This window comes from Pseudomonas sp. TE3644 (assembly GCF_056278815.1).
The window spans coordinates 1,665,690-1,689,408 of sequence record NZ_JBWBQF010000001.1; the positions used below are offsets into that span (position 1 = coordinate 1,665,690).

Annotated in this window: 18 protein-coding genes and 2 rRNA genes; 14 read left to right on the forward strand and 6 right to left on the reverse strand. The window is 62.0% G+C overall.

Annotated features, from left to right (window positions below; all coding sequences use genetic code 11):
* Positions 1–30: 30 nt before the first annotated feature.
* Positions 31–2,923, forward strand: a 23S ribosomal RNA gene (locus tag ACZ9GA_RS07530).
* 140 nt (positions 2,924–3,063) lie between these two features.
* Positions 3,064–3,179 (forward strand): 5S ribosomal RNA (rrf, locus tag ACZ9GA_RS07535).
* A gap of 340 nt (positions 3,180–3,519) precedes the next feature.
* Here the strand turns inward: rrf and ACZ9GA_RS07540 are convergent.
* The 3 genes from ACZ9GA_RS07540 to ACZ9GA_RS07550 all read right to left on the reverse strand — a co-directional run bounded on the left by ACZ9GA_RS07540 (position 3,520) and on the right by ACZ9GA_RS07550 (position 6,985).
* Positions 3,520–5,142, reverse strand: a complete 1,623-nt coding sequence (locus ACZ9GA_RS07540; RefSeq protein WP_457363284.1) for a methyl-accepting chemotaxis protein — start codon at positions 5,140–5,142, stop codon at positions 3,520–3,522.
* A 345-nt stretch (positions 5,143–5,487) separates the two neighbouring features.
* A complete protein-coding gene (gene queD / locus ACZ9GA_RS07545; protein WP_038337220.1) occupies positions 5,488–5,844 on the reverse strand; it encodes a 6-carboxytetrahydropterin synthase QueD in 357 nt (118 codons plus the stop codon).
* Positions 5,845–5,905: 61 nt separating this feature from the next.
* Complete coding sequence (locus ACZ9GA_RS07550; RefSeq protein ID WP_457363283.1) at positions 5,906–6,985, reverse strand: patatin-like phospholipase domain-containing protein; 1,080 nt, start codon at positions 6,983–6,985, stop codon at positions 5,906–5,908.
* Between the two features lie 319 nt (positions 6,986–7,304).
* Between ACZ9GA_RS07550 and ACZ9GA_RS07555 the strand changes: the two genes are divergently transcribed.
* The 6 genes from ACZ9GA_RS07555 (at position 7,305) to ACZ9GA_RS07580 (ending at position 11,798) form a co-directional block, all read left to right on the forward strand.
* Positions 7,305–7,613, forward strand: coding sequence for a PepSY domain-containing protein (locus ACZ9GA_RS07555; RefSeq protein ID WP_457363282.1), 309 nt, complete (start codon positions 7,305–7,307; stop codon positions 7,611–7,613).
* Positions 7,613–7,921, forward strand: coding sequence for a PepSY domain-containing protein (locus ACZ9GA_RS07560; protein WP_027981408.1), 309 nt, complete (start codon positions 7,613–7,615; stop codon positions 7,919–7,921). The genes ACZ9GA_RS07555 and ACZ9GA_RS07560 overlap by 1 nt, the downstream gene beginning before the upstream one ends.
* Positions 7,921–8,589: a response regulator transcription factor gene (locus ACZ9GA_RS07565; RefSeq protein ID WP_457363281.1), complete on the forward strand. Its 669-nt coding sequence runs from the start codon at positions 7,921–7,923 to the stop codon at positions 8,587–8,589. The genes ACZ9GA_RS07560 and ACZ9GA_RS07565 overlap by 1 nt, the downstream gene beginning before the upstream one ends.
* Positions 8,586–9,908: an ATP-binding protein gene (locus ACZ9GA_RS07570; RefSeq protein ID WP_457363280.1), complete on the forward strand. Its 1,323-nt coding sequence runs from the start codon at positions 8,586–8,588 to the stop codon at positions 9,906–9,908. The genes ACZ9GA_RS07565 and ACZ9GA_RS07570 overlap by 4 nt, the downstream gene beginning before the upstream one ends.
* 72 nt (positions 9,909–9,980) lie before the next feature.
* Entirely contained in the window at positions 9,981–11,054 is a 1,074-nt protein-coding gene (locus ACZ9GA_RS07575) for an AI-2E family transporter (protein ID WP_457363279.1), read from the forward strand.
* A 42-nt stretch (positions 11,055–11,096) separates the two neighbouring features.
* Positions 11,097–11,798, forward strand: coding sequence for a GntR family transcriptional regulator (locus ACZ9GA_RS07580; RefSeq protein ID WP_457363278.1), 702 nt, complete (start codon positions 11,097–11,099; stop codon positions 11,796–11,798).
* A gap of 726 nt (positions 11,799–12,524) precedes the next feature.
* On the opposite strand, the gene ACZ9GA_RS07585 is transcribed toward ACZ9GA_RS07580, so the two are convergent.
* Positions 12,525–13,580, reverse strand: coding sequence for a Rieske 2Fe-2S domain-containing protein (locus tag ACZ9GA_RS07585; RefSeq protein WP_457363277.1), 1,056 nt, complete (start codon positions 13,578–13,580; stop codon positions 12,525–12,527).
* Positions 13,581–13,922: 342 nt separating this feature from the next.
* On the opposite strand from ACZ9GA_RS07585, the gene mrdA reads away from it, so the two are divergent.
* Positions 13,923–15,851: a penicillin-binding protein 2 gene (gene mrdA / locus ACZ9GA_RS07590; RefSeq protein ID WP_457363276.1), complete on the forward strand. Its 1,929-nt coding sequence runs from the start codon at positions 13,923–13,925 to the stop codon at positions 15,849–15,851.
* Positions 15,852–15,938: 87 nt separating this feature from the next.
* On the opposite strand, the gene ACZ9GA_RS07595 is transcribed toward mrdA, so the two are convergent.
* On the reverse strand, positions 15,939–17,087 hold the full coding sequence (locus ACZ9GA_RS07595; protein WP_457363275.1) for an aldose epimerase family protein: 1,149 nt from the start codon (positions 17,085–17,087) through the stop codon (positions 15,939–15,941).
* A 207-nt stretch (positions 17,088–17,294) separates the two neighbouring features.
* On the opposite strand from ACZ9GA_RS07595, the gene ACZ9GA_RS07600 reads away from it, so the two are divergent.
* The 4 genes from ACZ9GA_RS07600 (at position 17,295) to araH (ending at position 21,941) form a co-directional block, all read left to right on the forward strand.
* The gene (locus ACZ9GA_RS07600) at positions 17,295–18,173 is read left to right on the forward strand and encodes an SMP-30/gluconolactonase/LRE family protein (protein ID WP_457363274.1); all 879 of its coding nucleotides are present in this window, start codon (positions 17,295–17,297) and stop codon (positions 18,171–18,173) included.
* 117 nt (positions 18,174–18,290) lie between these two features.
* Positions 18,291–19,295 carry a substrate-binding domain-containing protein gene (locus ACZ9GA_RS07605; protein ID WP_457363273.1) on the forward strand — a complete coding sequence of 335 codons (1,005 nt, stop codon included), beginning with the start codon at positions 18,291–18,293 and terminating at the stop codon, positions 19,293–19,295.
* Between the two features lie 129 nt (positions 19,296–19,424).
* Positions 19,425–20,954: an L-arabinose ABC transporter ATP-binding protein AraG gene (gene araG / locus ACZ9GA_RS07610; protein WP_457363272.1), complete on the forward strand. Its 1,530-nt coding sequence runs from the start codon at positions 19,425–19,427 to the stop codon at positions 20,952–20,954.
* Positions 20,955–20,975: 21 nt separating this feature from the next.
* Positions 20,976–21,941, forward strand: a complete 966-nt coding sequence (gene araH, locus ACZ9GA_RS07615; RefSeq protein WP_027981397.1) for an L-arabinose ABC transporter permease AraH — start codon at positions 20,976–20,978, stop codon at positions 21,939–21,941.
* A gap of 117 nt (positions 21,942–22,058) precedes the next feature.
* Here the strand turns inward: araH and ACZ9GA_RS07620 are convergent, their stop codons facing one another.
* Positions 22,059–22,943 (reverse strand): LysR family transcriptional regulator, encoded by an 885-nt coding sequence (locus ACZ9GA_RS07620; protein WP_457363271.1) that lies wholly within the window; start codon positions 22,941–22,943, stop codon positions 22,059–22,061.
* Between the two features lie 95 nt (positions 22,944–23,038).
* On the opposite strand from ACZ9GA_RS07620, the gene ACZ9GA_RS07625 reads away from it, so the two are divergent.
* Positions 23,039–23,569, forward strand: a complete 531-nt coding sequence (locus ACZ9GA_RS07625; protein ID WP_457363270.1) for a GNAT family N-acetyltransferase — start codon at positions 23,039–23,041, stop codon at positions 23,567–23,569.
* Positions 23,570–23,719: the final 150 nt, after the last annotated feature.

Sequence of the window (23,719 nt, forward strand, 5' to 3'; positions counted from 1 at the left end):
ATAGTATAACCAGATTGCTTGGGGTTATATGGTCAAGTGAAGAAGCGCATACGGTGGATGCCTTGGCAGTCAGAGGCGATGAAAGACGTGGTAGCCTGCGAAAAGCTTCGGGGAGTCGGCAAACAGACTGTGATCCGGAGATGTCTGAATGGGGGAACCCAGCCATCATAAGATGGTTATCTTGTACTGAATACATAGGTGCAAGAGGCGAACCAGGGGAACTGAAACATCTAAGTACCCTGAGGAAAAGAAATCAACCGAGATTCCCTTAGTAGTGGCGAGCGAACGGGGACCAGCCCTTAAGTTGATTTGAGATTAGCGGAACGCTCTGGAAAGTGCGGCCATAGTGGGTGATAGCCCTGTACGCGAAAATCTCTTATCAATGAAATCGAGTAGGACGGAGCACGAGAAACTTTGTCTGAATATGGGGGGACCATCCTCCAAGGCTAAATACTACTGACTGACCGATAGTGAACTAGTACCGTGAGGGAAAGGCGAAAAGAACCCCGGAGAGGGGAGTGAAATAGATCCTGAAACCGTATGCGTACAAGCAGTGGGAGCAGACTTTGTTCTGTGACTGCGTACCTTTTGTATAATGGGTCAGCGACTTATATTCAGTGGCGAGCTTAACCGAATAGGGGAGGCGTAGCGAAAGCGAGTGTTAATAGCGCGTTTAGTCGCTGGGTATAGACCCGAAACCGGGCGATCTATCCATGGGCAGGTTGAAGGTTGGGTAACACTAACTGGAGGACCGAACCGACTACCGTTGAAAAGTTAGCGGATGACCTGTGGATCGGAGTGAAAGGCTAATCAAGCTCGGAGATAGCTGGTTCTCCTCGAAAGCTATTTAGGTAGCGCCTCATGTATCACTGTAGGGGGTAGAGCACTGTTTCGGCTAGGGGGTCATCCCGACTTACCAAACCGATGCAAACTCCGAATACCTACAAGTGCCGAGCATGGGAGACACACGGCGGGTGCTAACGTCCGTCGTGAAAAGGGAAACAACCCAGACCGTCAGCTAAGGTCCCAAAGTCATGGTTAAGTGGGAAACGATGTGGGAAGGCTTAGACAGCTAGGAGGTTGGCTTAGAAGCAGCCACCCTTTAAAGAAAGCGTAATAGCTCACTAGTCGAGTCGGCCTGCGCGGAAGATGTAACGGGGCTCAAACCATGCACCGAAGCTACGGGTATCATCTTATGATGATGCGGTAGAGGAGCGTTCTGTAAGCCTGTGAAGGTGAGTTGAGAAGCTTGCTGGAGGTATCAGAAGTGCGAATGCTGACATGAGTAACGACAATGGGTGTGAAAAACACCCACGCCGAAAGACCAAGGTTTCCTGCGCAACGTTAATCGACGCAGGGTTAGTCGGTCCCTAAGGCGAGGCTGAAAAGCGTAGTCGATGGAAAACAGGTTAATATTCCTGTACTTCTGGTTATTGCGATGGAGGGACGGAGAAGGCTAGGCCAGCTTGGCGTTGGTTGTCCAAGTTTAAGGTGGTAGGCTGGAATCTTAGGTAAATCCGGGATTCTAAGGCCGAGAGCTGATGACGAGTTGTCTTTAGACGACGAAGTGGTTGATGCCATGCTTCCAAGAAAAGCTTCTAAGCTTCAGGTAACCAGGAACCGTACCCCAAACCGACACAGGTGGTTGGGTAGAGAATACCAAGGCGCTTGAGAGAACTCGGGTGAAGGAACTAGGCAAAATGGCACCGTAACTTCGGGAGAAGGTGCGCCGGTGAGGGTGAAGGACTTGCTCCGTAAGCTCATGCCGGTCGAAGATACCAGGCCGCTGCGACTGTTTATTAAAAACACAGCACTCTGCAAACACGAAAGTGGACGTATAGGGTGTGACGCCTGCCCGGTGCCGGAAGGTTAATTGATGGGGTTAGCTAACGCGAAGCTCTTGATCGAAGCCCCGGTAAACGGCGGCCGTAACTATAACGGTCCTAAGGTAGCGAAATTCCTTGTCGGGTAAGTTCCGACCTGCACGAATGGCGTAACGATGGCGGCGCTGTCTCCACCCGAGACTCAGTGAAATTGAAATCGCTGTGAAGATGCAGTGTATCCGCGGCTAGACGGAAAGACCCCGTGAACCTTTACTATAGCTTTGCACTGGACTTTGAATTTGCTTGTGTAGGATAGGTGGGAGGCTTTGAAGCGTGGACGCCAGTTCGCGTGGAGCCATCCTTGAAATACCACCCTGGCAACTTTGAGGTTCTAACTCAGGTCCGTTATCCGGATCGAGGACAGTGTATGGTGGGTAGTTTGACTGGGGCGGTCTCCTCCTAAAGAGTAACGGAGGAGTACGAAGGTGCGCTCAGACCGGTCGGAAATCGGTCGTAGAGTATAAAGGCAAAAGCGCGCTTGACTGCGAGACAGACACGTCGAGCAGGTACGAAAGTAGGTCTTAGTGATCCGGTGGTTCTGTATGGAAGGGCCATCGCTCAACGGATAAAAGGTACTCCGGGGATAACAGGCTGATACCGCCCAAGAGTTCATATCGACGGCGGTGTTTGGCACCTCGATGTCGGCTCATCACATCCTGGGGCTGAAGCCGGTCCCAAGGGTATGGCTGTTCGCCATTTAAAGTGGTACGCGAGCTGGGTTTAGAACGTCGTGAGACAGTTCGGTCCCTATCTGCCGTGGACGTTTGAGATTTGAGAGGGGCTGCTCCTAGTACGAGAGGACCGGAGTGGACGAACCTCTGGTGTTCCGGTTGTCACGCCAGTGGCATTGCCGGGTAGCTATGTTCGGAAAAGATAACCGCTGAAAGCATCTAAGCGGGAAACTTGCCTCAAGATGAGATCTCACTGGAACCTTGAGTTCCCTGAAGGGCCGTCGAAGACTACGACGTTGATAGGTTGGGTGTGTAAGCGCTGTGAGGCGTTGAGCTAACCAATACTAATTGCCCGTGAGGCTTGACCATATAACACCCAAGCAATTTGAGCGGAAGCCAGATTGCGGTGTTGTGAAGATGATACGAACCGAAAGTTTGCGATTCACAAATACCATCACATACCCGATTCGCTGGAGTGCCACCCAAAGGGCATCCTGGCTACAGAATTTCTTGACGACCATAGAGCATTGGAACCACCTGATCCCATCCCGAACTCAGCAGTGAAACGATGCATCGCCGATGGTAGTGTGGGGTTTCCCCATGTGAGAGTAGGTCATCGTCAAGATTAAATTCCGAAACCCCCACTTGCGAAAGCAGGTGGGGGTTTTGTCTTTTCCGGGCTTCAGGATTTTGGTTGGCTGTGCTGGCCTCTCGCGAGCAAGCTTTGCTCCCACAGGTGTACATCTCAGGTTAAGTGACCACTGTGGGAGCAAAGCTTGCTCGCGATGAGGCCCTACCTGACACACCGCATCGTAGCCGCTGCCGCCAGGCTGCGCTGGCCCCAAGCCACACTGAAGATCTACAGCGCACACCAGGGCCAGCGCAGCCTAGCGGCAGCGGCTACAGACCGCCAATAACAGGCACAAAAAAGCCACCCCGCAGGGTGGCTATCATGAAGCAACAAATCAGGCCCTGAACCGCGCCACCAACGCCGTCAGCTCCCCAGCCAACGCCGTCATCTCCCGACTCGCCGCACTGGTCCTGCCAGCCCCTTCGGCCGACTGCAGCGACAGATTGCGAATGTTGATCAGATTGCTATCCACCTCCCGCGCCACATGAGACTGCTCCTGCGCCGCGCTGGCAATCACCAGGTTACGCTCGTTGATTTCACTGATCGCCCCATAGATCTGCTCCAGCACATCACCACACGCCTGGGTCAACGTCAGGTTGACCTGGGCCTTTTCAGTGCTCGAGCGCATGGAGTTGACTGCCGCCTCGGTACCGGTCTGCAGGCGGACAATCATCTGCTCGATTTCACGAGTCGACTCCTGCGTGCGGTGGGCCAGGGTACGGACTTCGTCGGCCACCACGGCAAACCCACGCCCGGCCTCGCCTGCGCGTGCAGCTTCGATCGCCGCGTTCAGGGCCAGCAGGTTGGTTTGTTCAGACACGGCGCGGATCACGTCCAGCACCTTGCCAATCTCGCGGGTCTCGCCGGCCAGTTTCTGGATCAGCTGTGAGCTGCCCTCGATATCGGCTGCCATGGCATGAGTGCCGTCGATGGTGTCCTGAACCTGTTGGCGACTCTGCTGCGAAAGGGCATTGGAGGCTTCAGCCGCCTCGGACGTCGAGACCGCGTTACGGGCGACTTCTTCAACGGCAGTGGTCATCTCGGTGACGGCGGTGGCCGCTTGTTCCAGCTCCTGATCTTGCTGCTGAACACCGCGGTTGGACTCTTCCGTCACCGCAGACAATTGCTGCGCTGCCCCGGCCAACTGCTGCGCCGAAGCGCTGATGTGGGCGATCGTCTGGCGCTGGCTGTCCTGCATGCGACCCAGTTCGGCAAACAGCTCACCAATCTCGTTGCGGCTGTGCACCTCAATAGGTTCGCGCAGATCACCCGATGCAATGCGTTTGAAGTGCTGGCCTGCCAACCCAAGGGGGCGCAACACTCGGGCAACGATAAAGCTCCAGCAGCAGCCCGCCAGCAACAGCGTGGTCAGCAACAGCAATACGGCAATGGTCTTGGCTTCCCTGAGGCGGCTATCGGTCAGCACCATCAACGCAGAGCTGCGATCGTTCAGGGCTTTCATCAGTGCGTTGCGCTGATCCTGCAACGCGCCCATGGCCGCAGCCGCCTGTTGGTTGACTGTGAAGTAGGCTGCCAGGTCGCCGGCACGCGCCGCAGCCCGTTGACCATCAATGGTCTTGCCGTAAGCCACAAAGGATTGCTCCAGCTGCAGGCCCAGGGCGGTATTATGCGGCTCCAGCGTCTGGCCGAAATGGTCGATCAGTTGCGCCGACTGCTGCCAGATCTCCTGCGAGCGGGCCAGCCGCGCCGTCGACGCCTCGTGCTGGCCGCCCAGGTTTTCCAGGAACGCGGACGACACGTTGGCACTGGTGCGGATGGCCAGCAGCAAGGCGTTATTCAGGCGGTCCGCCTGCAGGGCCGTGCGGTGCAACTCCTGCACCTGGGCATCGCTTTGTTCGGCGTTGCGCCAGGCGCTGACGGTGGAAAACAGCAGGGCAGCGACAAACAAGGCTAGGATCGCGCCCATGCTGGTGCGAATACTGAGGTGACGAAACATGCGATCAACTCCACAGATCGAGGTCGGGCGCGGACTCTTCGCTCGTTCCAGCAGGGGGTATCAAGCGCATCTGGGTTGTTATTGTCAGATTGGTCCGCTTCCTCTATATCGCTAGCCTTTGGCCATGCTTTAGCCCCCAGTCCGCCAAGTGGGCGATAATCGACCTTTATTTGCGACATATTGCCGCATGCCACCTCGTAGCCGCTGCCGCCAGGCTGCGCTGGCGGGTGTGAACGCTGAAGATCTCCTGTGAAGCATAAGCCCAGCGCAGCCTGCGGCAGCGGCTACACATTTCCCAGGCATAAAAAAACCACCGCGAGGGTGGTTTTTTCACAACAGCGATCATCAGTCGCCGTAGTACTCGCAACCGCTGGTGCACGTCTCATGGATACGGACCTTCGACAGCTCCGGCAACAGCGGCTTGACCTGTTCCCAGATCCACTTGGCCAGCACTTCACTGGTGGGGTTTTCCAGGCCAGGAATGTCGTTCAGGTAGTTATGGTCAAGCTGCTCATACAGCGGCTTGAAGATCGCCTTGATTTCCGAGAAATCGCGAATCCAGCCCGTGTGCGGGTCGACCGGGCCGGTCAGGTGCAGCGCCACCTTGAACGAGTGGCCATGCAGGCGGCCGCATTTATGCCCTTCAGGGACATGTGGCAGCCGGTGAGCCGATTCGAAAGTAAATTCCTTGAAGATTTCCACGTGTCTTGAACCCGAAAAAGCCAATGCAATCGCCTAGTCTACCAGTAACCTGACCCAGCTGTCAGAGGGGCTGCAGCACATCGGCCAGCTTGCCGCTTTGCGTCAGCTCCAGGAACTCATCGCCCATGCGCTGGCTTTCGCTCATGGCCGTGCGCCAATAATCCTGGCGCGCCTTGTCCTGGCCCATGAAGCGCTTGAAGTCGCTGCGGTCCGGCAACTTGCCATGCGGCAGGCTGGCCAGGTAGTGCGCCGAGGGGGCCAGCAACACCACATTGCGCAGGCGCTGGGCATCACCGCGCCGCCAGGGCAGGGTTTTGTCGAACCAGCCCGGGATGATTTTGTCGGTGAAGTGCGGGTACAGCACCAGGTCCTCGCCGCTGTAGGGCAAGTCCAGGTGGTAGTCCAGCAGTCCGCCATCGCGGAACGTGCCAACGCCCGCGCCGGGGATATCGCGCACCCCCTCCATCACCATGGGGATGGAGCCCGAGGCCAACAACGCCTGGCGCAGGTTACCGGTGTCCAGCGGCAGACAGCGCGAGGGGAAGTCGGTGAGGGGGTGCAAGGGCGGGGCCAGGCGCTGGTCATGCAGGATCACCCGCTCGAAATGCCGCGACAGCCGCGCCCGGCCCATCAGGTTGTCGGCAATCACCGCGCCCAGGCCCAGGCCCAGATGGCCGCGATGGTCCTGGGCCAGGCGCCCGTGACTGCGTACCACCATGACGTTGAGGCGGTAATGCGCATTGTCGAGAATGCGCGCGTCCTGGCCGGCCAGCAGGTCGTCGAGCATGCGGTGGCAGCTTTGACTGACTTCAGCCATGGTCACGCCCTTGGCAAAGCTCTGCTCGTTATACAGCTGGCCAAGCAGACGCAGCCCCTGCACCGGGTCCGGCAGGCAGGCGCTGGCGAAGCGCCAGGAGCCGATCGAGGCCCCAATCAGCGAGCGCTCGCGCACCGCCCCTGGCAGCCATTCGCCGAACAGCGCCAAGTCCAGCCCCTGTATGCCCAAGGCCTTGGGCCCGCCGGCCGCCCCCGGCAAAATACCGACGTCGGCGGCCTGCAGACCCTGCTCGCGGATGCGCGCCATGGCCTGATGGCCGACCTTGATGCTCAGGGAAGGGGACTTGATATGGATGGCGCTCATGCAAAAACCTCGTAACAGACAGGTCAATCTACTGCATTTCCAACCGTGGCGCATGAATCCGTAGCCGCTGCCGCCAGGCTGCGCTGGCCTGTATGAACCCCGGAGATCTCCAGTGAGGCACAGGGCCAGCGCCGCCTGGCGGCAGCGGCGACGGGACACCTCATAAACTTGGGAATTTTCCTACAGGAAGCATTGCCCTAGTCTGGCCGACGTCCGCAACGCACTCCGCTACGATGATGGCCTTTCAATTTCAGTTTCAATTAAGTTGTTCCGGATAGCCTTTGCTCCGTACCCACTTGATGACTCAATGGAGCCTGCCATGAACCACGTCACTGCCCTGATCACCGCTGTTACCCTGACCCTCGGCGCCAGCGCCGCCCAAGCCCGCGACCTGGGCCCCGACGAGGCACTGCGCCTGCGCGATGCTGGTACCATCCAGTCGTTCGAAAAACTCAACGCCGCCGCGCTGGCCCGTCACCCTGGCGCCACGGTGAAGGAAACCGAGCTTGAGGAAAGCTACGGCAAGCACCTGTACCAGGTCGAGTTGCGCGACGCCAAGGGCACCGAATGGGACCTGGAACTGGACGCCGCCACCGGCGAAATCCTCAAGGACCACCAGGACACCTGATGAAACCGACTCTACGGCCAGGCCCGCTGTTGGCCCTGGCCGCCTGCTGCACCTTTGCCAGCGCCCACGACCTGGGGCAGGATGAAGCCCTCAAGCTGCGTCAAGCGGGGGTGATCCTGCCCTTGGAGCAATTGCTGCACAAGGCCATGGCGCGCTACCCGGGCGCCAAGCTGCTGGAAGCGGAGCTGGAGGAAGATGATGGCGTCTACACCTATGAAGTCGAGTTGCTGACCGCCGATGGCGTGGTCCGCGAAATCGAGCTGGAGGCGGCCACCGGCCACCTGCGCAAGGACAAGGAAGATGATTGATGCGCCTGCTGCTGGTTGAAGACAACGTGCCCCTGGCCGACGAACTCACGGCGGGGCTCAAGGCCCAGGGCTATGCCGTGGACTGGCTGGCGGATGGGCGTGACGCCGCCTATCAAGGCTCGGTGGAACCTTATGACCTGATCATTCTCGACCTCGGGTTGCCGGGGTTGCCGGGCCTGGAGGTGCTGGCCCAATGGCGCAGCGGCGGCCTGTCCACGCCCGTGCTGATCCTCACCGCGCGCGGCTCCTGGGCCGAACGTATCGAGGGCCTGAAGGCCGGTGCCGACGATTACCTGACCAAACCATTCCACCCCGAGGAGCTGCACCTGCGCGTGCAGGCCCTGTTGCGCCGTGCCCGTGGCCTGGCCAACCAGCCCACCCTGCAGGCGGCCGGGTTGCACCTGGACGAAGGGCGCCAGTGCGTCAGCCAGGCCGGTGTCGATATTCAACTCACCGCCGCCGAGTTCCGCCTGCTGCGTTACTTCATGCTGCACCCCGGGCAGATCCTCTCCAAGGGGCACCTGGCCGAACACCTCTACGACGGTGAAACCGAGCGCGACTCCAACGTGCTGGAAGTCCACGTCAACCACCTGCGGCGCAAGCTGGGTCGTGCGGTCATCGAGACCCGTCGCGGCCAGGGTTACCTGTTTGGAGCGGGCTCGCCTTGAAGTCGATTCAGGGGCGCTTGAGTGTCGGCCTGATCAGCGTGCTGGTGGTGGTCGGCGTGGCCGTGGCGCAACTGAGCCTGTGGCTGTTCGAGGTGGGCCTGCAACGTTATCTGGAAGCTGGCCTGCGTAACGAAAGCGAGAACCTGCTGGTGGCGCTGGTGCGCGGCCCTACTGGCCTGCAACTGGATGACCGGCGTATTTCTCCGGCCTACGAGCGCCCGTTCTCCGGTCATTACTTTCGCATTGATTTCCCTGATGGCCATTGGCGCTCACGGTCGCTCTGGGACCAGGAGTTTGCGCAACCGGACGTCACCGGCCTGCACGCCAACCTGACCCTGGGGCCGGAAAACCAGCTGCTGCTGGTGCTGCGCTCGGACTACAAGCGTCTCGGCCAATCACTGTCCATCAGTGTGGCGCAAGACTACACGCCCGTGCGTGCCAGCTTCCAGCGCATGCAGCGTATCGGCCTGGGCATGGGCCTGGCGGCGCTGTTGCTGATCCTGGTGTTGCAGCGCCTGACGGTGAAACGCGCGCTGCGCCCCCTGGAGCGCGCCCGCGAGCAGATCGCGCAACTGCAGCAGGGTCAACGATCCCAGCTCGACACCCAAGTGCCTGTGGAGCTGGAACCGCTGGTGGCCCAGATCAACCATCTGCTGGCCCACACCGAGGACAGCCTGCGGCGTTCCCGGCACGCCTTGGGCAACCTTGGCCATGCATTGAAAACGCCCATGGCGGTGTTGTTCAGCCTGGTCGCCGGCGAGCGCCTGGCCGCCCACCCCGAGCTGGCCAAGGCATTGCGTGAGCAACTGGAACAGATCGAGCAGCGCCTGGGTCGCGAACTCAATCGCGCACGGCTGGCCGGGGATGCGCTGCCCAGCGAGCTGTTCGACTGCGAAACCGAGCTGGCGGGGCTGGTGGCCACCCTGCGGATGATCCATGGCGAAGAACTGACCATCACCTGCAGTCAGCCGCCGGGCCTGATGCTGCCCTGGGACCGCGAGGACCTGCTGGAAGTGCTGGGCAACCTGCTGGACAACGCCTGCAAATGGGCCGACAGCGAAGTGCGCCTGACCGTCACCGGCCACGCAAATGGGTATGTGCTGGAGGTCGACGATGATGGCCCCGGTATCCCCCAGGCCCAGCGTGAAGGGGTGCTCAACCGCGGCTCGCGCCTGGACGAGCAAGTCAGTGGCCATGGCCTGGGCCTGGGCATCGTGCGTGACATCGTCGACGCCTGGGGCGGCACCCTGGCGCTGCTCGCCAGCCCCCAGGGCGGGCTGCGCGTACGCATTGGCCTGCCGCGTCGCGCTGCCGGCTAAACTCTGCGCGGGTTGTGTTGCCTAATGCTTGTACGGCACTCGCCGTAACGCATTGAATGACAAGGACCGCCCATGAATGAAACCCTGTTGCAACACAAGGCACTGATGGTGCTGCTGGTCCTGGTGACCCTTGCCTTCATCTGGATCATGCTGCCGTTCTATGGCGCGATATTCTGGGCGATCATCCTCGGGATCGTCTTCGCGCCGTTGCAGCGCCGCCTTACCCTCAAATTCAACCGCCGGCGCAACTGGGGAGCACTGGCCACGCTGATGATCTGCCTGGTCATCGCCATCCTCCCCGTCATCGTGGTCAGCGGTTTGCTGGTTCAGGAAGGGGCGGCGCTGTACAAGAACATCGAGAGCGGGCAACTGGACATCGCCGGCTACATCACCCAGTTCAAACATGCGCTGCCAGCGTCCCTGCAACACCTGGCCGATCGCATGGGCATGGGCAACCTGGACGGGCTGAGGGACAAGATTACCAAGTGGGCCATGCAGGGTAGCCAGGACCTGGCCAGCCAGGCGTTCAACTTCGGCCAGGGCACCTTCGACTTCATCATCAGCATCGGCATCATGCTGTACCTGCTGTTTTTCTTCCTGCGCGACGGTCCGGATCTGGTGCGCCGCGTACGCAGCGCCGTGCCGTTGGCCGAACACCAGAAGCGCCGCCTGCAACTCAAGTTCAATCGCGTGGTGCGCGCCACGGTCAAGGGCAACCTGCTGATGGCGGTGGTGCAGGGTGCATTGGGCGGCGCGATATTCTGGTTCCTGGACATCCCCAGCGCGCTACTGTGGGCCGTGGTCATGGCCTTCATGTCACTGCTGCCGGCTGTGGGGGCGGGCGTGGTATGGGCGCCGGTGGCGGTGTTCTTTCTCATCAATGGCCAGGTCTGGCAGGGCGCACTGCTGACTGGTTACGGGCTGCTGGTGATCGGCATGGTCGACAACGTGTTGCGCCCTATCGTGGTGGGCAAGGACACGCGCATGCCCGACTACCTAATCCTGGTGTCGACCTTGGGCGGGCTGTCGGTGTTCGGCCTCAACGGCTTCGTGATCGGGCCCTTGATTGCCGCGTTGTTCATGTCCAGCTGGTCGATTTTCGCCGCCACCAAACCGCAGGTGAAGTTGCCGCAGGATCCGCTCTGATCTGGTTTATCATGGGCAGGATCCAATGGTGGAAGGCTGTTCATGAGTAAACCCGGACAAAGGGTACTGGTTGCAGTGCGCAAGATGATTGCGGCGGGGGAGCTCGCCGCAGGCGAGCGCGTGTTCGAAACCTCGGTGGCCGAAGCGCTGGGGGTGTCGCGCACTCCGGTCCGCATTGCCTTCCGCACCCTGGAGCAGGAGGGCCTGTTGGTTCAGCATGGCGCCCGCGGCTATCAGGTGCGCAGCGTCAGTGCCCAGGACATTGCCGGTGCGGTCGAGGTGCGTGGCGTGCTGGAAGGCCTGGCGGCCAGGCAAGCGGCGGAGCAGGGGCTGTCGGCTGAACAGCTTGAAGGCTTGCGGGTGTGCCTGGTCGAGGGTGACGAGTTGTTCGACAAGGGCCATGTCAGCGAAGACGACCTGCAGCTGTACCATGACCTCAACATGCGTTTTCACCAGATCATCGTGCAGGCCAGCGGCAACCCGGCCATCGCCGAGGCACTGGCGCGCAACGACCATCTGCCGTTCGCGTCGGTGACGGCGCTGGCCGTGGACTGCCAGGACCTGAAGTCCGAATACCGGCGCTTCAACTACGCCCACATGCAGCATCACTCCATTGTCGACGCCCTGGCCAGCCGCCAGGGCGCGCGCGCCGAGGCGCTGATGCGCGAGCATGCCAACGCCACATTGCGCTACGCCCAGGTATTCGAAGCCGCCAGCGAGCGGATGAAAGTGCTGCGCGCCTAAACCGCAACGTAGCCGCTGCCGGAGGCTGCGCTGGCCCTCATTTACGCTGTAGATCTGCAGCGAGGCACAGGGCCAGCGCAGCCTGCGGCAGCGGCTACGGATATCACTCGATTGTCGGCGCCCTGGCCAGCCGCCAGGGCGCGAGCATTGTGCTACGCCCAGGTGTTCGAAGCTGCCAGCGAGCAAATGAAAGTGCTGCGCGCCTACACCGCACCGTAGCCGCTGCCGGAGGCTGCGCTGGCCCTCATTTACGCTGTAGATCTGCAGCGAGGCACAGGGCCAGCGCAGCCTGCGGCAGCGGCTACGGATATCACTCGATTGTCGGCGCCCTGGCCAGCCGCCAGGGCGCGAGCATTGCGCTACGCCCAGGTGTTCGAAGCTGCCAGCGAGCATATGAAAGTGCTGCGCGCCTACACCGCAACGTAGCCGCTGCCGGAGGCTGCGCTGGCCCTCATTTACGCTGTAGATCTGCAGCGAGGCACAGGGCCAGCGCGGCCTGCGGCAGCGGCTACGGATATCACTCCATTGTCGGCGCCCTGGCCAGCCACCAGGGCGCGAGCATTGCGCTACGCCCAGGTGTTCGAAGCTGCCAGCGAGCGGATGAAAGTGCTGCGTGCGCAATGACTTGAAACCGCGTCGTCTGCATCGCGGCCAAGGCCGGCTCCTACGCCGTACGGGGTAGGAGCCGGCCTTGGCCGCGATGCAGACGACGCGATCCAGGGGGGATCAAGCCGTGGCAGCACTGGTCGCAATCAGATTGCTCTCCGCCGCCATCCACCGATCAATCACCTGCCGCGCCCGCACGCCGCCCACATCAATCTTTAATTTGAGCAACGTACGCTCAGGGTGGGCACTCAAGTTACGCTGCTGACGCTCGAGCATCTCCAGGTCCTCACTGAAAATCTTCCCCTGGCCTTCGCGAATGGTATTCGTCAACGCTTGATCGTCCGGCCGGAAGCGCCGCGCCATGCCCCAGAAATACCAGATCGAAGTCTCGGTACGCGGGGTAATGAAGTCCACCACGATGCTCGACGCCTTGCAGCTGTCCGGGGCGTCGTAGCCACCTTGCCCGGCATGGGCCACGCCCACTTCGATCAGCACGTGGCTGGGCGGGGTGAAACGGCAGATCTGCCAGCGGTCCACCAGTACGTCATCGGCCAGGCCGTTGCCGCGCAGGGCCATGCGCCAGAAGGGTGGGGCCATGATGTTGTGCATATGCCGCGCGGTCACCACCTCGTCGCCATTGACCGTGGTCACGGGCAGCGCCTCGTCGATTTCCTTCTGGCCGATGCTGCTGGCGTGCACGTAGGTCTCGTGGGTCAGGTCCATGAGGTTATCGATCATCAGGCGGTAGTCGCAGGCGATTTCATACAGGCCGCCGCCGTAGGCCCATTCGGGGTTCTCGGCCCATTCCAGGTGCGGGATCAAGGCGGGATCGGCCTGGGCCTGATCGCCCGGCCACACCCAAATGAATCCATGGCGCTGCACGGCCGCAAAGGTACGCGTCAGCGGGAAGCTGGCCACCCGCTGCCCGGGCATGGACTGGACCTTGCCCTGACAATCCATCACCAGGCCGTGGTAGCCACACACCAACTGCCCATCCACCACACGGCCCAGCGACAGCGGGGCGCCGCGGTGTGGGCAGAAGTCATCCAGGGCCACCACTTTGCCTGCGCCGTCACGGTAGAACACCATGGACTCACCACAGATCTGCCGGCCCAGCGGGCCTTCAGCGATTTCGTCGGGGGTGCAGGCGACATACCAGGTATTTTTCGGGTACATGAACGTTCTCCACATCAGGTTTATTGTTTTTGTATGGATCCATTAATGGTCAGTGTTTCATGTTTTGTCAATTGATACGGCTTCAGTGGATCCACTGAAAAGGGCATAATCACGTCATCGGCAAGCGCTACGTCGGCCCGTCGGACGTCAGCCTTGAGGCGTGGCGGGTGCATTCGTTACCATCACGCCCGCCGTGCTCATTACCTACGGTATTTGTCTCTCTTTCCTACGCGCCCGGAGGGCGTTTCACCCCCTGAAACCGGCGTTTGCCCTAATCTGGCAGGCGTGTCGAGGTGTTCGGGGACTGCTGTTTTTTCATTTTTTTGTCGTTAGAGCGGTTTAATGCCACAACCCATTCCCCTGAAAGACCACGAAAAAGAGAAACGCCTGGTCAACCGCCGGCTGGTGGCCTGCGCGGTGTTCGTACTGGCGCTGAGCTTTGCCCTGGTCGGCCGCCTGTACTTCCTGCAGGTCATCGAATTCGCCTATCACTCCACCATTTCCGAGAACAACCGCGTTCACGTGCTGCCCATCCCGCCGGAACGCGGCGTGATCTACGACCGCAACGGCGTAGTGCTGGCCACCAACCGCCCCAGCTTCAACATGACCCTGACCCGCGAGCGGGCAGGGGACTACAAGCACGTGCTGGACGAAGTGGTGCAGGTGCTCAGTCTGACCGAGGACGACCGCAAACAGTTCGACAAGGAACTCAAGCGCGTACGCCACCCCTTCGAACCCGTGACGCTGATGTACGAGCTCACCGAAGACCAGATCGCCAAGATCGCCGTCAACCAGTACCTGTTGCCCGGCATCGACGTGGAAGCGCAGTTCGTGCGCGAGTACCCGCTGGGCGCGCATTTCGCCCACTCGGTCGGCTACGTGGGCCGCATCAACGAAAAAGAATCCAAGACCCTGGACCAGACCGAGTACCGCGGTACCCAGTCGGTCGGCAAGACCGGCATCGAGCGCTTCTACGAAGCCGAGCTGCACGGCCACGTGGGCTACGAGGAAGTGGAGACCAACGCCCAGGGCCGGGTAATGCGGGTGCTCAGGCACACCGACCCGATCCCGGGCAAAAACATTGTGCTGAGCCTGGACGCCCACTTGCAGCAAGCCGCCGAGGACGCCCTGGGCGACCGTCGCGGCTCGGTGGTGTGCATCGACCCGGACACCGGCGAGGTGCTGGCCATGGTCAGCAAGCCGGCCTTCGACCCCAACCTGTTCGTGACCGGCATCAGCTTCAAGCAGTACGCCAGCCTGCGTGACTCCATCGACCGGCCGCTGTTCAACCGTGCCCTGCGCGGCCTGTACGCACCGGGTTCCACCATCAAACCGGAAGTGGCCATCGCCGGCCTCGACAGTGGCGCCACCACCGCTCAGTCGCGGGTGTTCGACCCCGGTTACTATGAACTGCCCAACTACGACCACAAGTACCGCAACTGGAACCACAGCGGTGACGGCTGGGTGGACATGGACGCGGCCATCATGCGCTCCAACGACACCTACTTCTACGACCTGGCGCACAAGCTGGGCGTCGACCGCCTGCATGACTACATGACCCGCTTCGGCCTGGGCCAGAAAGTGTCCATGGACATGTACGAAGAAGCGCCTGGCCTGATGCCGTCACCGGCGTGGAAACGGGCTACCCGCCGCCAGGCCTGGTTCCCGGGCGAGACGCTGATCCTGGGGATCGGCCAGGGCTACATGCAGGTCACCCCGCTGCAACTGGCCCAGGCCACCAGCCTGATCGCCGCCAAGGGCGTGTGGCGCCGGCCGCACCTGGCCGAAACCGTCGGCGGCGTGGCCCCTGTGGACGAGAACCCGATGCCCAACATCGTGCTGCGCAACCCGCAGTACTGGGAACAGGTGAACCACGGCATGCAGATGGTGATGCACGACCCGCGCGGTATCGCCCGGGCCGCAGCCCAGGGCGCGCAGTACCGCATTGCCGGCAAGAGTGGTACCGCGCAGGTGGTGGCGATCAAGCAGGGTGAGCGTTACAACCGCCTCAAGACCCTGGAACGCAACCGCGACAACGCCTTGTTCGTCGGCTTTGCACCGGCCGAGCATCCGAAGATCGTGGTGTCGGTGATGATCGAAAACGGCGAGGCCGGTGGTCGCGTCGCCGGCCCCGTGGTGCGGCAGATCATGGATGCCTGGTTGCTGGACCAGAACGGTCACTTGAAACCTGAGTACGCCAACCCGACGCCGGCCACCAAGGCCGACCCGGTGGCGGCAGCGCCGCTGCATCCCAAGCATTCCCCCGTCTAACCGCGTCGCGCCCATCGCGCCCAAGGGCGGCTCCTACACCATTGGCGTAGGAGCCGCCCTTGGGCGCGATGCAGGCGCTGCGGTCTGTCACTTCGCGCTAAACCTGAAAATCGTCGTCTGCGTATACGCCTTCCCCGGGTCCAGCCGCGTGCTCGGGAATTTCGGCTGATTCGGCGAATCCGGATAATGCTGCGTCTCCAGCGTGAACGCCCCCCAGTGCGGATACACCGTACCGCCCTTGCCATGAATGCTGCCATCCAGGAAGTTGGCGGTGTACAACTGCACCCCAGGCTCGGTGGTATACAGCTGCAGTACACGCCCCGAATCAGGGTCGCTCACCTCGGTAGCCAAACGCTTTACGTCGCCATGGGTGTCCAGCACCCAGTTGAAGTCAAAGCCGCCTTGCTTGGGCTCGGCAAACTTGAGCTGCGGATGATCTTCCTTGATATGCGCACCAAACGCAGTGGGCTTGAGGAAGTCCATCGGTGTACCCGCCACCGGCGCCAGCTCGCCAGTAGGGATCAGCTTGGCGGTCACCGGCGTGTAGTGTGAGCCGTATACCGTGGCCACCTGCTTGAGAATATCGCCATTGCCGGCGCCGGCCAGGTTGAAGTAGCTGTGGTTGGTCAGGTTCAGTACCGTTGGCTTGTCGGTGGTGGCGCGGTACTCGATTCGCAGCTCGTTGCGCTCGTTCAGGCTATAGGTGACCTGGGTGTTGAGGGTGCCGGGGAAGCCCATCTCGCCGTCGGCTGACACGTAAGTCAGGGTCACGCCGACGCTGTCCTTGGCCTTGCTGGGCTCGGCCTTCCACACGTGCTTGTCGAAGCCCTGGGTACCGCCGTGCAGCGAATTCGGCCCATCGTTGGTCGGAATCTGGAAGGGCTTGCCATCCAGGCTGAACTTGCCGTCCGCCAGGCGGTTGCCGTAGCGGCCAATGGTGGCGCCGAAGTACACCGTGGGGTTGGACTGGTAGCCGTGCAGGTCATCGAAGCCCAGCACCACATCGGCGGTCTTGCCGTGTTTGTCGGGTATCAGCAGCGACTGCAGGATGCCGCCGTAGGTGATGATGGTGGCTTGCACGCCGTGGCTGTTCTTGAGGGTGTACTTCTCGATGGCGGTGCCATCGGGCAGGGTGCCGAAGCTGCCGCGTTCGGCGCTCAGGCCGGCGGCGTGGGCAGTGATGCTGGCCATCATGATCGAGAGTCCCAGGCTGGCGAGGGTAAGACGTGGTTGCATGGTAAGCCTTCCTTCTTGTTGTTTTGGCGGATGCTTTCGGAAATTTCCTATCTATTGGTCAGACTATTTACCTTCTTTTTCGGTGCGGCAAGCTTATATAGTCGAAAAAACAGCACTTGAAAAATAAATGGTAATACTATTTAGTGGTGCTGTGGCCATCGGTAGCCACGGCGACCAGCGACAACAATAAAAACAGAAGGGCGTGACATGAATTGGCAGGCACTTTCACCCACGCGTTACCGGCTCGCCGAAGGGGCGTTCTGGGACGCCGCCACCCAGGCCTTGTACTGGGTGGATATCGCCGGTTTCAAGGCGTGCCGGTTGCAGGCCGGCGAGACGCGGCACTGGCAGTTGAACCAGCCGGTGTCGGCGTTCATCCCCACCCGGGCGGGTGACGCCCTGGTAACCCTGGCCACCGGCGTGCACCGCCTGGCCCTGGATTCCCCCGACCATGCCCCGCAGGTAAGCCTGTGGTGCCAGGCCGACCCCGTGCCCGGCAACCGCGCCAACGAGGCGCGTTGCGACCCCCACGGGCACCTGTGGCTGGGCAGCATGCAGAACAATCTTGATGCCGAAGGCGGCGACCTGCCGCTGGAACGCCGCAGCGGCGGCCTGTTCCGCATTGATCACCAGGGCCGTGTCGACGCGCTGCTGGAAGGGCAGGGCATCGTCAACACCCTGCTGTGGACCGATGACGGTCAATCATTGCTCAGCGCCGACACCCTCGACGGCGTGATCTATCGCTACCCCCTCGACCACCAGGGCCTGCCCGGCCAACGCCAGGTATGGGCGGCTGAGCACCCGCGCGGCGCGCCCGACGGCTCGGCCATGGACGCCGAAGGCTACGTGTGGAACGCCCGCTGGGGCGGCCACTGCCTGTTGCGTTTCGCCCCTGACGGCAGTTTGGACCGTGTGGTCGAATTACCGGTGGAACACCCCACCAGTTGCGTGTTCGGCGGCCCCGACCTGACCCGGCTGTACGTCACCAGTTCACGCCAGGCCGGCAGCACCAACGCCCTCGACGGCGCGGTGCTGTGGGCCGACGTCGGCATCCGTGGCCAGCCCTGCCAGCGTTTCGGCGGGTGACACTACGTTACATTGATCCATCGAATTACCTGCTAAGACTGTACATCGCCCCAGATAGGGCGCCACGTGAAACCGTTGGGCGCTGTAGCTATATCAAATAAGAACAAGGAGTTAGCTATGTTGAGTCGTCATGGGATTCGTTCCCTGTGCTGTGCCGCCGTATCCACCGCCATCCTCGGCCTGGGTTCCACCGCCTATGCTGCCGATCCGGTCAAGATCGGCTTCCTGGTCAAGCAGGCGGAAGAGCCCTGGTTCCAGACCGAATGGGCCTTCGCCGAGAAAGCCGCCAAGGACAAGGGCTTTGAGTTGATCAAAATCGCCGTGCCAGACGGTGAGAAAACCCTGTCGGCCATCGACAGCCTGGCCGCCAACGGCGCCAAGGGCTTCGTCATCTGCCCGCCGGACGTGTCCCTGGGCCCGGCCATCGTCGCCAAGGCCAAGGCCAACGACCTCAAGGTGATGGCCGTGGACGACCGCTTCGTCGATGCCAGCGGCAAGTTCATGGAGGACGTGCCGTATCTGGGCATGGCCGCCTTCGAAGTGGGCCAGAAACAGGGCGCCGCCATGGCCGACGAGGCCAAGAAGCGCAACTGGGACTGGAAAGAAACCTACGCCATCATCAACACCTACAACGAGCTGGACACCGGCAAGAAGCGCACCGACGGTTCGATCGACGCGCTGAAAAAGGCCGGCCTGCCCGCTGACCACATCCTGACCGCGCCGCAGAAAACCCTCGACGTGCCCGGCGGCATGGACGCGGTCAACTCCGCGTTGCCCAAGCTGCCGCAGAGCGCGAAAAACCTGATCATCGGCGGCATGAACGACAACACCGTGCTGGGTGGGGTACGGGCCACGGCGTCCAACGGCTTCGAGCCTGAACACGTGATCGGCATCGGCATCAACGGCACCGACGCCATCGACGAACTGAAGAAACCGAAAAGCGGCTTCTTCGGCTCAATGCTGCCCAGCCCCGACAAGGAAGGCTACAACACCGCCTCGCAGGTGTTCGAGTGGGTGACCACCGGCAAAGAGCCGGCCAAGTACACGGCCATGGACGACGTGACCCTGATCACCCGCGCCAACTTCCAGGACGTGCTGACCAAGATCGGTCTCTGGAAATAACCACGGGTAACCCGTAGCCGCTGCCGCCAGGCTGCGCTGGCCCTATGCCTCGCTGAAAATCTCCGCTGTCCACGCCGGCCAGCGCAGCCTTCGGCAGCGGCTACATCGTCACGGTGAAGAGTGCTCTTTATGCAAGCATCCACGGCAACACAACCACACACCGCCAACGGCAGCCTGCGCTTCGACGCCATCGGCAAGAACTTCCCCGGCGTGCGCGCGCTGTCCGACATCAGCTTCACCGCCCACCCGGGCCAGGTGCTGGCGCTGATGGGTGAGAACGGCGCGGGCAAGTCGACCCTGCTCAAGATTCTCGGTGGCGCCTACCAGCCCAGCGCCGGCCAGGTGCTGATCGGCGATCAGCCCATGGCGTTCAAGTCCGCCGCCGACAGCATCGGCCACGGCGTGGCGGTGATTCACCAGGAGCTGCACCTGGTACCGGAAATGAGCGTCGCCGAAAACCTGCTGCTGGGCCACATGCCCGCGCGCTTCGGCCTGGTCAACCGCGGCGCCATGCTGCGCCGCGCCCGTGAGCTGCTCAAGGGCCTGGCCGACGAGATCGACCCCAGCACCCGCCTGGGCGAGTTGTCCCTGGGCCAGCGCCAGTTGGTGGAAATCGCCAAGGCCATGTCGCGCAACGCCCACGTCATTGCGTTCGACGAGCCCACCAGCAGCCTCTCGGCCCGCGAGATCGACCGCCTTATGACCATCATCGGCCGGCTGCGCGACGAGGGCCGGGTGATCCTCTATGTGTCGCACCGCATGGAAGAAATCTTCCGCATCTGCGACGCCGTCACCGTGTTCAAGGACGGTCGCTTCGTCCGCACCTTCGACGACATGGCGCAACTGACCCACGATCAACTGGTCACCTGCATGGTCGGTCGCGACATCCAGGACATCTACGACTACCGCCCCCGCCAGCAGCACGGCGTGGCCTTGCAGGTAAACAACCTGCTGGGCCCCGGCCTGCAGGAACCGGTCAGCTTCAGCGTGCAGAAAGGCGAAGTGCTGGGTTTCTTCGGCCTGGTGGGCGCCGGGCGTACCGAACTGCTGCGCCTGCTCTCGGGCCTGGCGCGCCACAGCGCCGGCGACATCGAACTGGAAGGCCGCGCGCTGCACCTGAAAAACCCGCGCCAGGCCATCGACGCCGGCATCCTGCTGTGCCCCGAAGACCGCAAGAAAGAGGGCATCGTGCCGCTGTCCAGTGTCGCCGAAAACATCAACATCGGCGCCCGCAGCCGCCACGCCCACCTGGGCTGCCTGCTGCAAGGTCGCTGGGAGCGTGACAACGCCCGCCAGCAAATCAGCGCCATGAACGTCAAAACGCCCAGCCCCAGCCAGCAGATCATGTTCCTGTCCGGCGGCAACCAGCAGAAGGCCATTCTCGGCCGCTGGCTGTCGATGCCCATGAAAGTGCTGCTGCTGGACGAGCCCACCCGCGGCATCGACATCGGCGCCAAGTCGGAGATCTACCAGATCATCCACAACCTGGCGGCCAAAGGCATCGCGGTAATCGTGGTGTCCAGCGACCTGATGGAAGTTATGGGCATCAGCGACCGCATCCTGGTGATGAGCGAGGGCGCGCTGACCGGCGAGCTGAACCGTGAACAGGCCGACGAATCCCGTCTGCTGCAACTGGCCCTGCCACGCACCCGTGGCTGAACAATAATAAACGAGGTGCTTATGACCACTCCCACCACCCTGCAGGCTCCACGGCAAGGACTCAACATGCGCCGTTTCCTCGATGAGTGGGCGATGCTGCTGGCCGCCCTGGGCATCTTTCTGCTCTGTACCCTGGTGATCGACAACTTCATGTCGCCCATGAACATGCGTGGCCTCGGCCTGGCGATTTCCACCACCGGCATCGCCGCCTGTACCATGCTCTACTGCCTGGCGTCGGGGCATTTCGACCTGTCGGTCGGCTCGGTCATCGCCTGCGCAGGCGTCATCGCCGCCGTGGTGATGCGTGACACCAACAGCGTGTTCCTGGGCGTCTCCGCCGCCCTGGGCATGGGCCTGATCGTGGGCCTGATCAACGGCATCGTCATTGCCAAGCTGCGCATCAACGCCCTGATCGCCACGCTGGCGACCATGCAGATCGTGCGCGGCCTGGCTTACATCTTCTCCAACGGCAAGGCCGTGGGCGTGATGAACGAAGGCTTCTACGTGTTCGGCAACGGCCAGGTGTTCGGCGTGCCGGTGCCGATCCTGATCACCATCGTCTGCTTCATCTTCTTCGGCTGGCTGCTGAACTACACCACCTACGGCCGCAACACCATGGCCATCGGCGGCAACCAGGAAGCGGCGCGCCTGGCCGGCGTGCACGTGGACCGCACCAAGATCATCATCTTCGCCGTGCATGGTCTGGTGGGTGCCCTGGCGGGCGTGGTGCTGGCCTCGCGCATGACCTCCGGCCAGCCCATGGTGGGGCAGGGCTTTGAATTGACCGTTATCTCGGCCTGCGTGCTGGGTGGCGTGTCGTTGAGCGGCGGCATCGGCATGATCCGCCACGTGATTGCCGGGGTGCTGATTTTGGCGATCATCGAAAACGCGATGAACCTGAAGAACATCGACACCTTCTACCAATACGTGATTCGCGGCACCATCCTGCTGATCGCGGTGATCATCGACCGGCTCAAGCAGCGCTGAGCATCGCGCCTGGCGCGTGATCGGGGTTGGTCCGATCGCGGCCAAGGCCGGCTCCTACAACGCTTGGTGTAGGAGCCGACCTTGGTCGCGATGCGGGCACCGCGCACTGTCAGACGTTCAAGGTGCCAGCGCCCGCATCGCCTCCAGCACCGTCTGCAACGACCGGCTCAACGGCTTGTCCTGGCGCAGCACCAGCCCCAGGGTACGCTTGAGCATCGGCGTCACCGGCTGAATCTGCAAACCACGCCGGTGATGCACGGCCTGCACCGCCATGGCCGGCACAATGCTGAACCCCAACCCCGCGCCGACCATCTCCTTGATCGCCTCGATACTGCCCAACTCCATCACCGGCCGCAGGCGCAGCCCGGCCTGGGCGAACCAGTCGTCAATCACCAGGCGCGTACCGCTACCTGATTCGAACGCCACCATCGGCAGATCAGCCAAGTGTTCTGCGGACAATTTCGGGGGAAGGGTGGCGCCCTCGGCGAAAATCGCCACGAACGGGTCCTCCAGCAACGGCGTCACCACCAGGCTGCGGCCGCTGGCGGGCAAGGTCACCAGCGCCAGGTCCAGGCGGTTGTGCTCCACATCGCGCAGCATCGCCTCGGTGTGGCCGGTGGCAACCCGTACATCGAGGGCGGGGAAATGCTGGCGCAGCCGTTGCAACATCGGCGGCAGCAAGTGAATGCAGGCGGTGGCGCCGGTGCCGATGGCCACGCGCCCGGCCACGCCATCGGCATGGCTGGCCAGGTCCTGCAGGGCTTCTTCCACCAGCGCGTCGATGCGCCGGGCGTGCTCCAGCAAGGTGTTGCCAGCGGCCGTCGGCGTCAGGCGTCGGCCCACGCGCTCGATCAGGCGTACCTGCAACCGCGCTTCCAACTGGCGGATCTGCAGGCTGATGGCCGGCTGGGTCAAGCCCAGGTGCGCCGCAGCGGCCGAAAAACTGCCCAGGGCGATGACATGCGAGAACGTTTGCAGGTGAACCAGATTGAGGGCGGCCATGGCAAAGTATTTCTTATGCAGAGGTGCGCCGATCATAGCTTTATTTAGTGCGCGCGGGTGGGCAATATGCCATGTACTTTCACAAGGAGATGCCGATGACACCTGAAGTGCGGTTGCGCGACGCCATGGCCGGCGACATGGAGGGCATCCAACGTATTTACGCCGAACACGTGCTGCACGGCAGCGCCAGCTTCGAACTGGAGCCGCCCACGGTCGCGCAGATGCAGGAGCGGTGGGTCGCCGTCTGCGCCGCAGGGTTGCCGTACAAAGTGGCCGAACTCGATGGCGAAGTAGTGGGCTACGGCTACGCCACCCCGTACCGGCCAAGGCCTGGCTACCGCTTCACTTGCGAAGACTCGGTGTACCTCAAGGAAGGCATGGGCGGTCGCGGCTTGGGGGCGTTGCTGTTGGCCGCGGTGATCGAACACTGCGAAAAAGGCGGCTGGCGGCAGATGGTGGCGGTGGTGGGTGACAGTGCCAATACGGCCTCGTTGAGACTGCACGAGCGGTTGGGGTTTCGTCGGGTGGGGGTGTTTGAAGCGGTGGGGTTCAAGCATGGGCGGTGGGTGGATACGGTGTTGATGCAGCGGGGGTTGGGGGAGGGGGATCGGAGGTTGCCTGGGTGAGGTTGGCGGGGGGGATTGTGTGAGGGCAGGTAGGTGCATGTCGATGATTTTCGGGTGTTCATGCGATCGCGCGCCGCCCGCGCGGCGCTTCGCGGACACGGTCCGCTCCTACCGTTTGTTTCGGGCCAGTTTTGTCTGTGGCATCTCCCG

Coding starts and splice junctions, on each gene's coding strand:
- ACZ9GA_RS07600 (WP_457363274.1), top strand. CDS start 17,295: ATGAATTGGCAGGCACTTTCACCCACGCGTTACCGGCTCGCCGAAGGG.
- ACZ9GA_RS07585 (WP_457363277.1), bottom strand. CDS start 13,580: ATGTACCCGAAAAATACCTGGTATGTCGCCTGCACCCCCGACGAAATC.
- ACZ9GA_RS07595 (WP_457363275.1), bottom strand. CDS start 17,087: ATGCAACCACGTCTTACCCTCGCCAGCCTGGGACTCTCGATCATGATG.
- ACZ9GA_RS07560 (WP_027981408.1), top strand. CDS start 7,613: ATGAAACCGACTCTACGGCCAGGCCCGCTGTTGGCCCTGGCCGCCTGC.
- ACZ9GA_RS07605 (WP_457363273.1), top strand. CDS start 18,291: ATGTTGAGTCGTCATGGGATTCGTTCCCTGTGCTGTGCCGCCGTATCC.
- mrdA (WP_457363276.1), top strand. CDS start 13,923: ATGCCACAACCCATTCCCCTGAAAGACCACGAAAAAGAGAAACGCCTG.
- ACZ9GA_RS07565 (WP_457363281.1), top strand. CDS start 7,921: ATGCGCCTGCTGCTGGTTGAAGACAACGTGCCCCTGGCCGACGAACTC.
- ACZ9GA_RS07620 (WP_457363271.1), bottom strand. CDS start 22,943: ATGGCCGCCCTCAATCTGGTTCACCTGCAAACGTTCTCGCATGTCATC.
- araG (WP_457363272.1), top strand. CDS start 19,425: ATGCAAGCATCCACGGCAACACAACCACACACCGCCAACGGCAGCCTG.
- ACZ9GA_RS07540 (WP_457363284.1), bottom strand. CDS start 5,142: ATGTTTCGTCACCTCAGTATTCGCACCAGCATGGGCGCGATCCTAGCC.
- ACZ9GA_RS07580 (WP_457363278.1), top strand. CDS start 11,097: ATGAGTAAACCCGGACAAAGGGTACTGGTTGCAGTGCGCAAGATGATT.
- ACZ9GA_RS07550 (WP_457363283.1), bottom strand. CDS start 6,985: ATGAGCGCCATCCATATCAAGTCCCCTTCCCTGAGCATCAAGGTCGGC.
- araH (WP_027981397.1), top strand. CDS start 20,976: ATGACCACTCCCACCACCCTGCAGGCTCCACGGCAAGGACTCAACATG.
- ACZ9GA_RS07575 (WP_457363279.1), top strand. CDS start 9,981: ATGAATGAAACCCTGTTGCAACACAAGGCACTGATGGTGCTGCTGGTC.
- ACZ9GA_RS07555 (WP_457363282.1), top strand. CDS start 7,305: ATGAACCACGTCACTGCCCTGATCACCGCTGTTACCCTGACCCTCGGC.
- ACZ9GA_RS07625 (WP_457363270.1), top strand. CDS start 23,039: ATGACACCTGAAGTGCGGTTGCGCGACGCCATGGCCGGCGACATGGAG.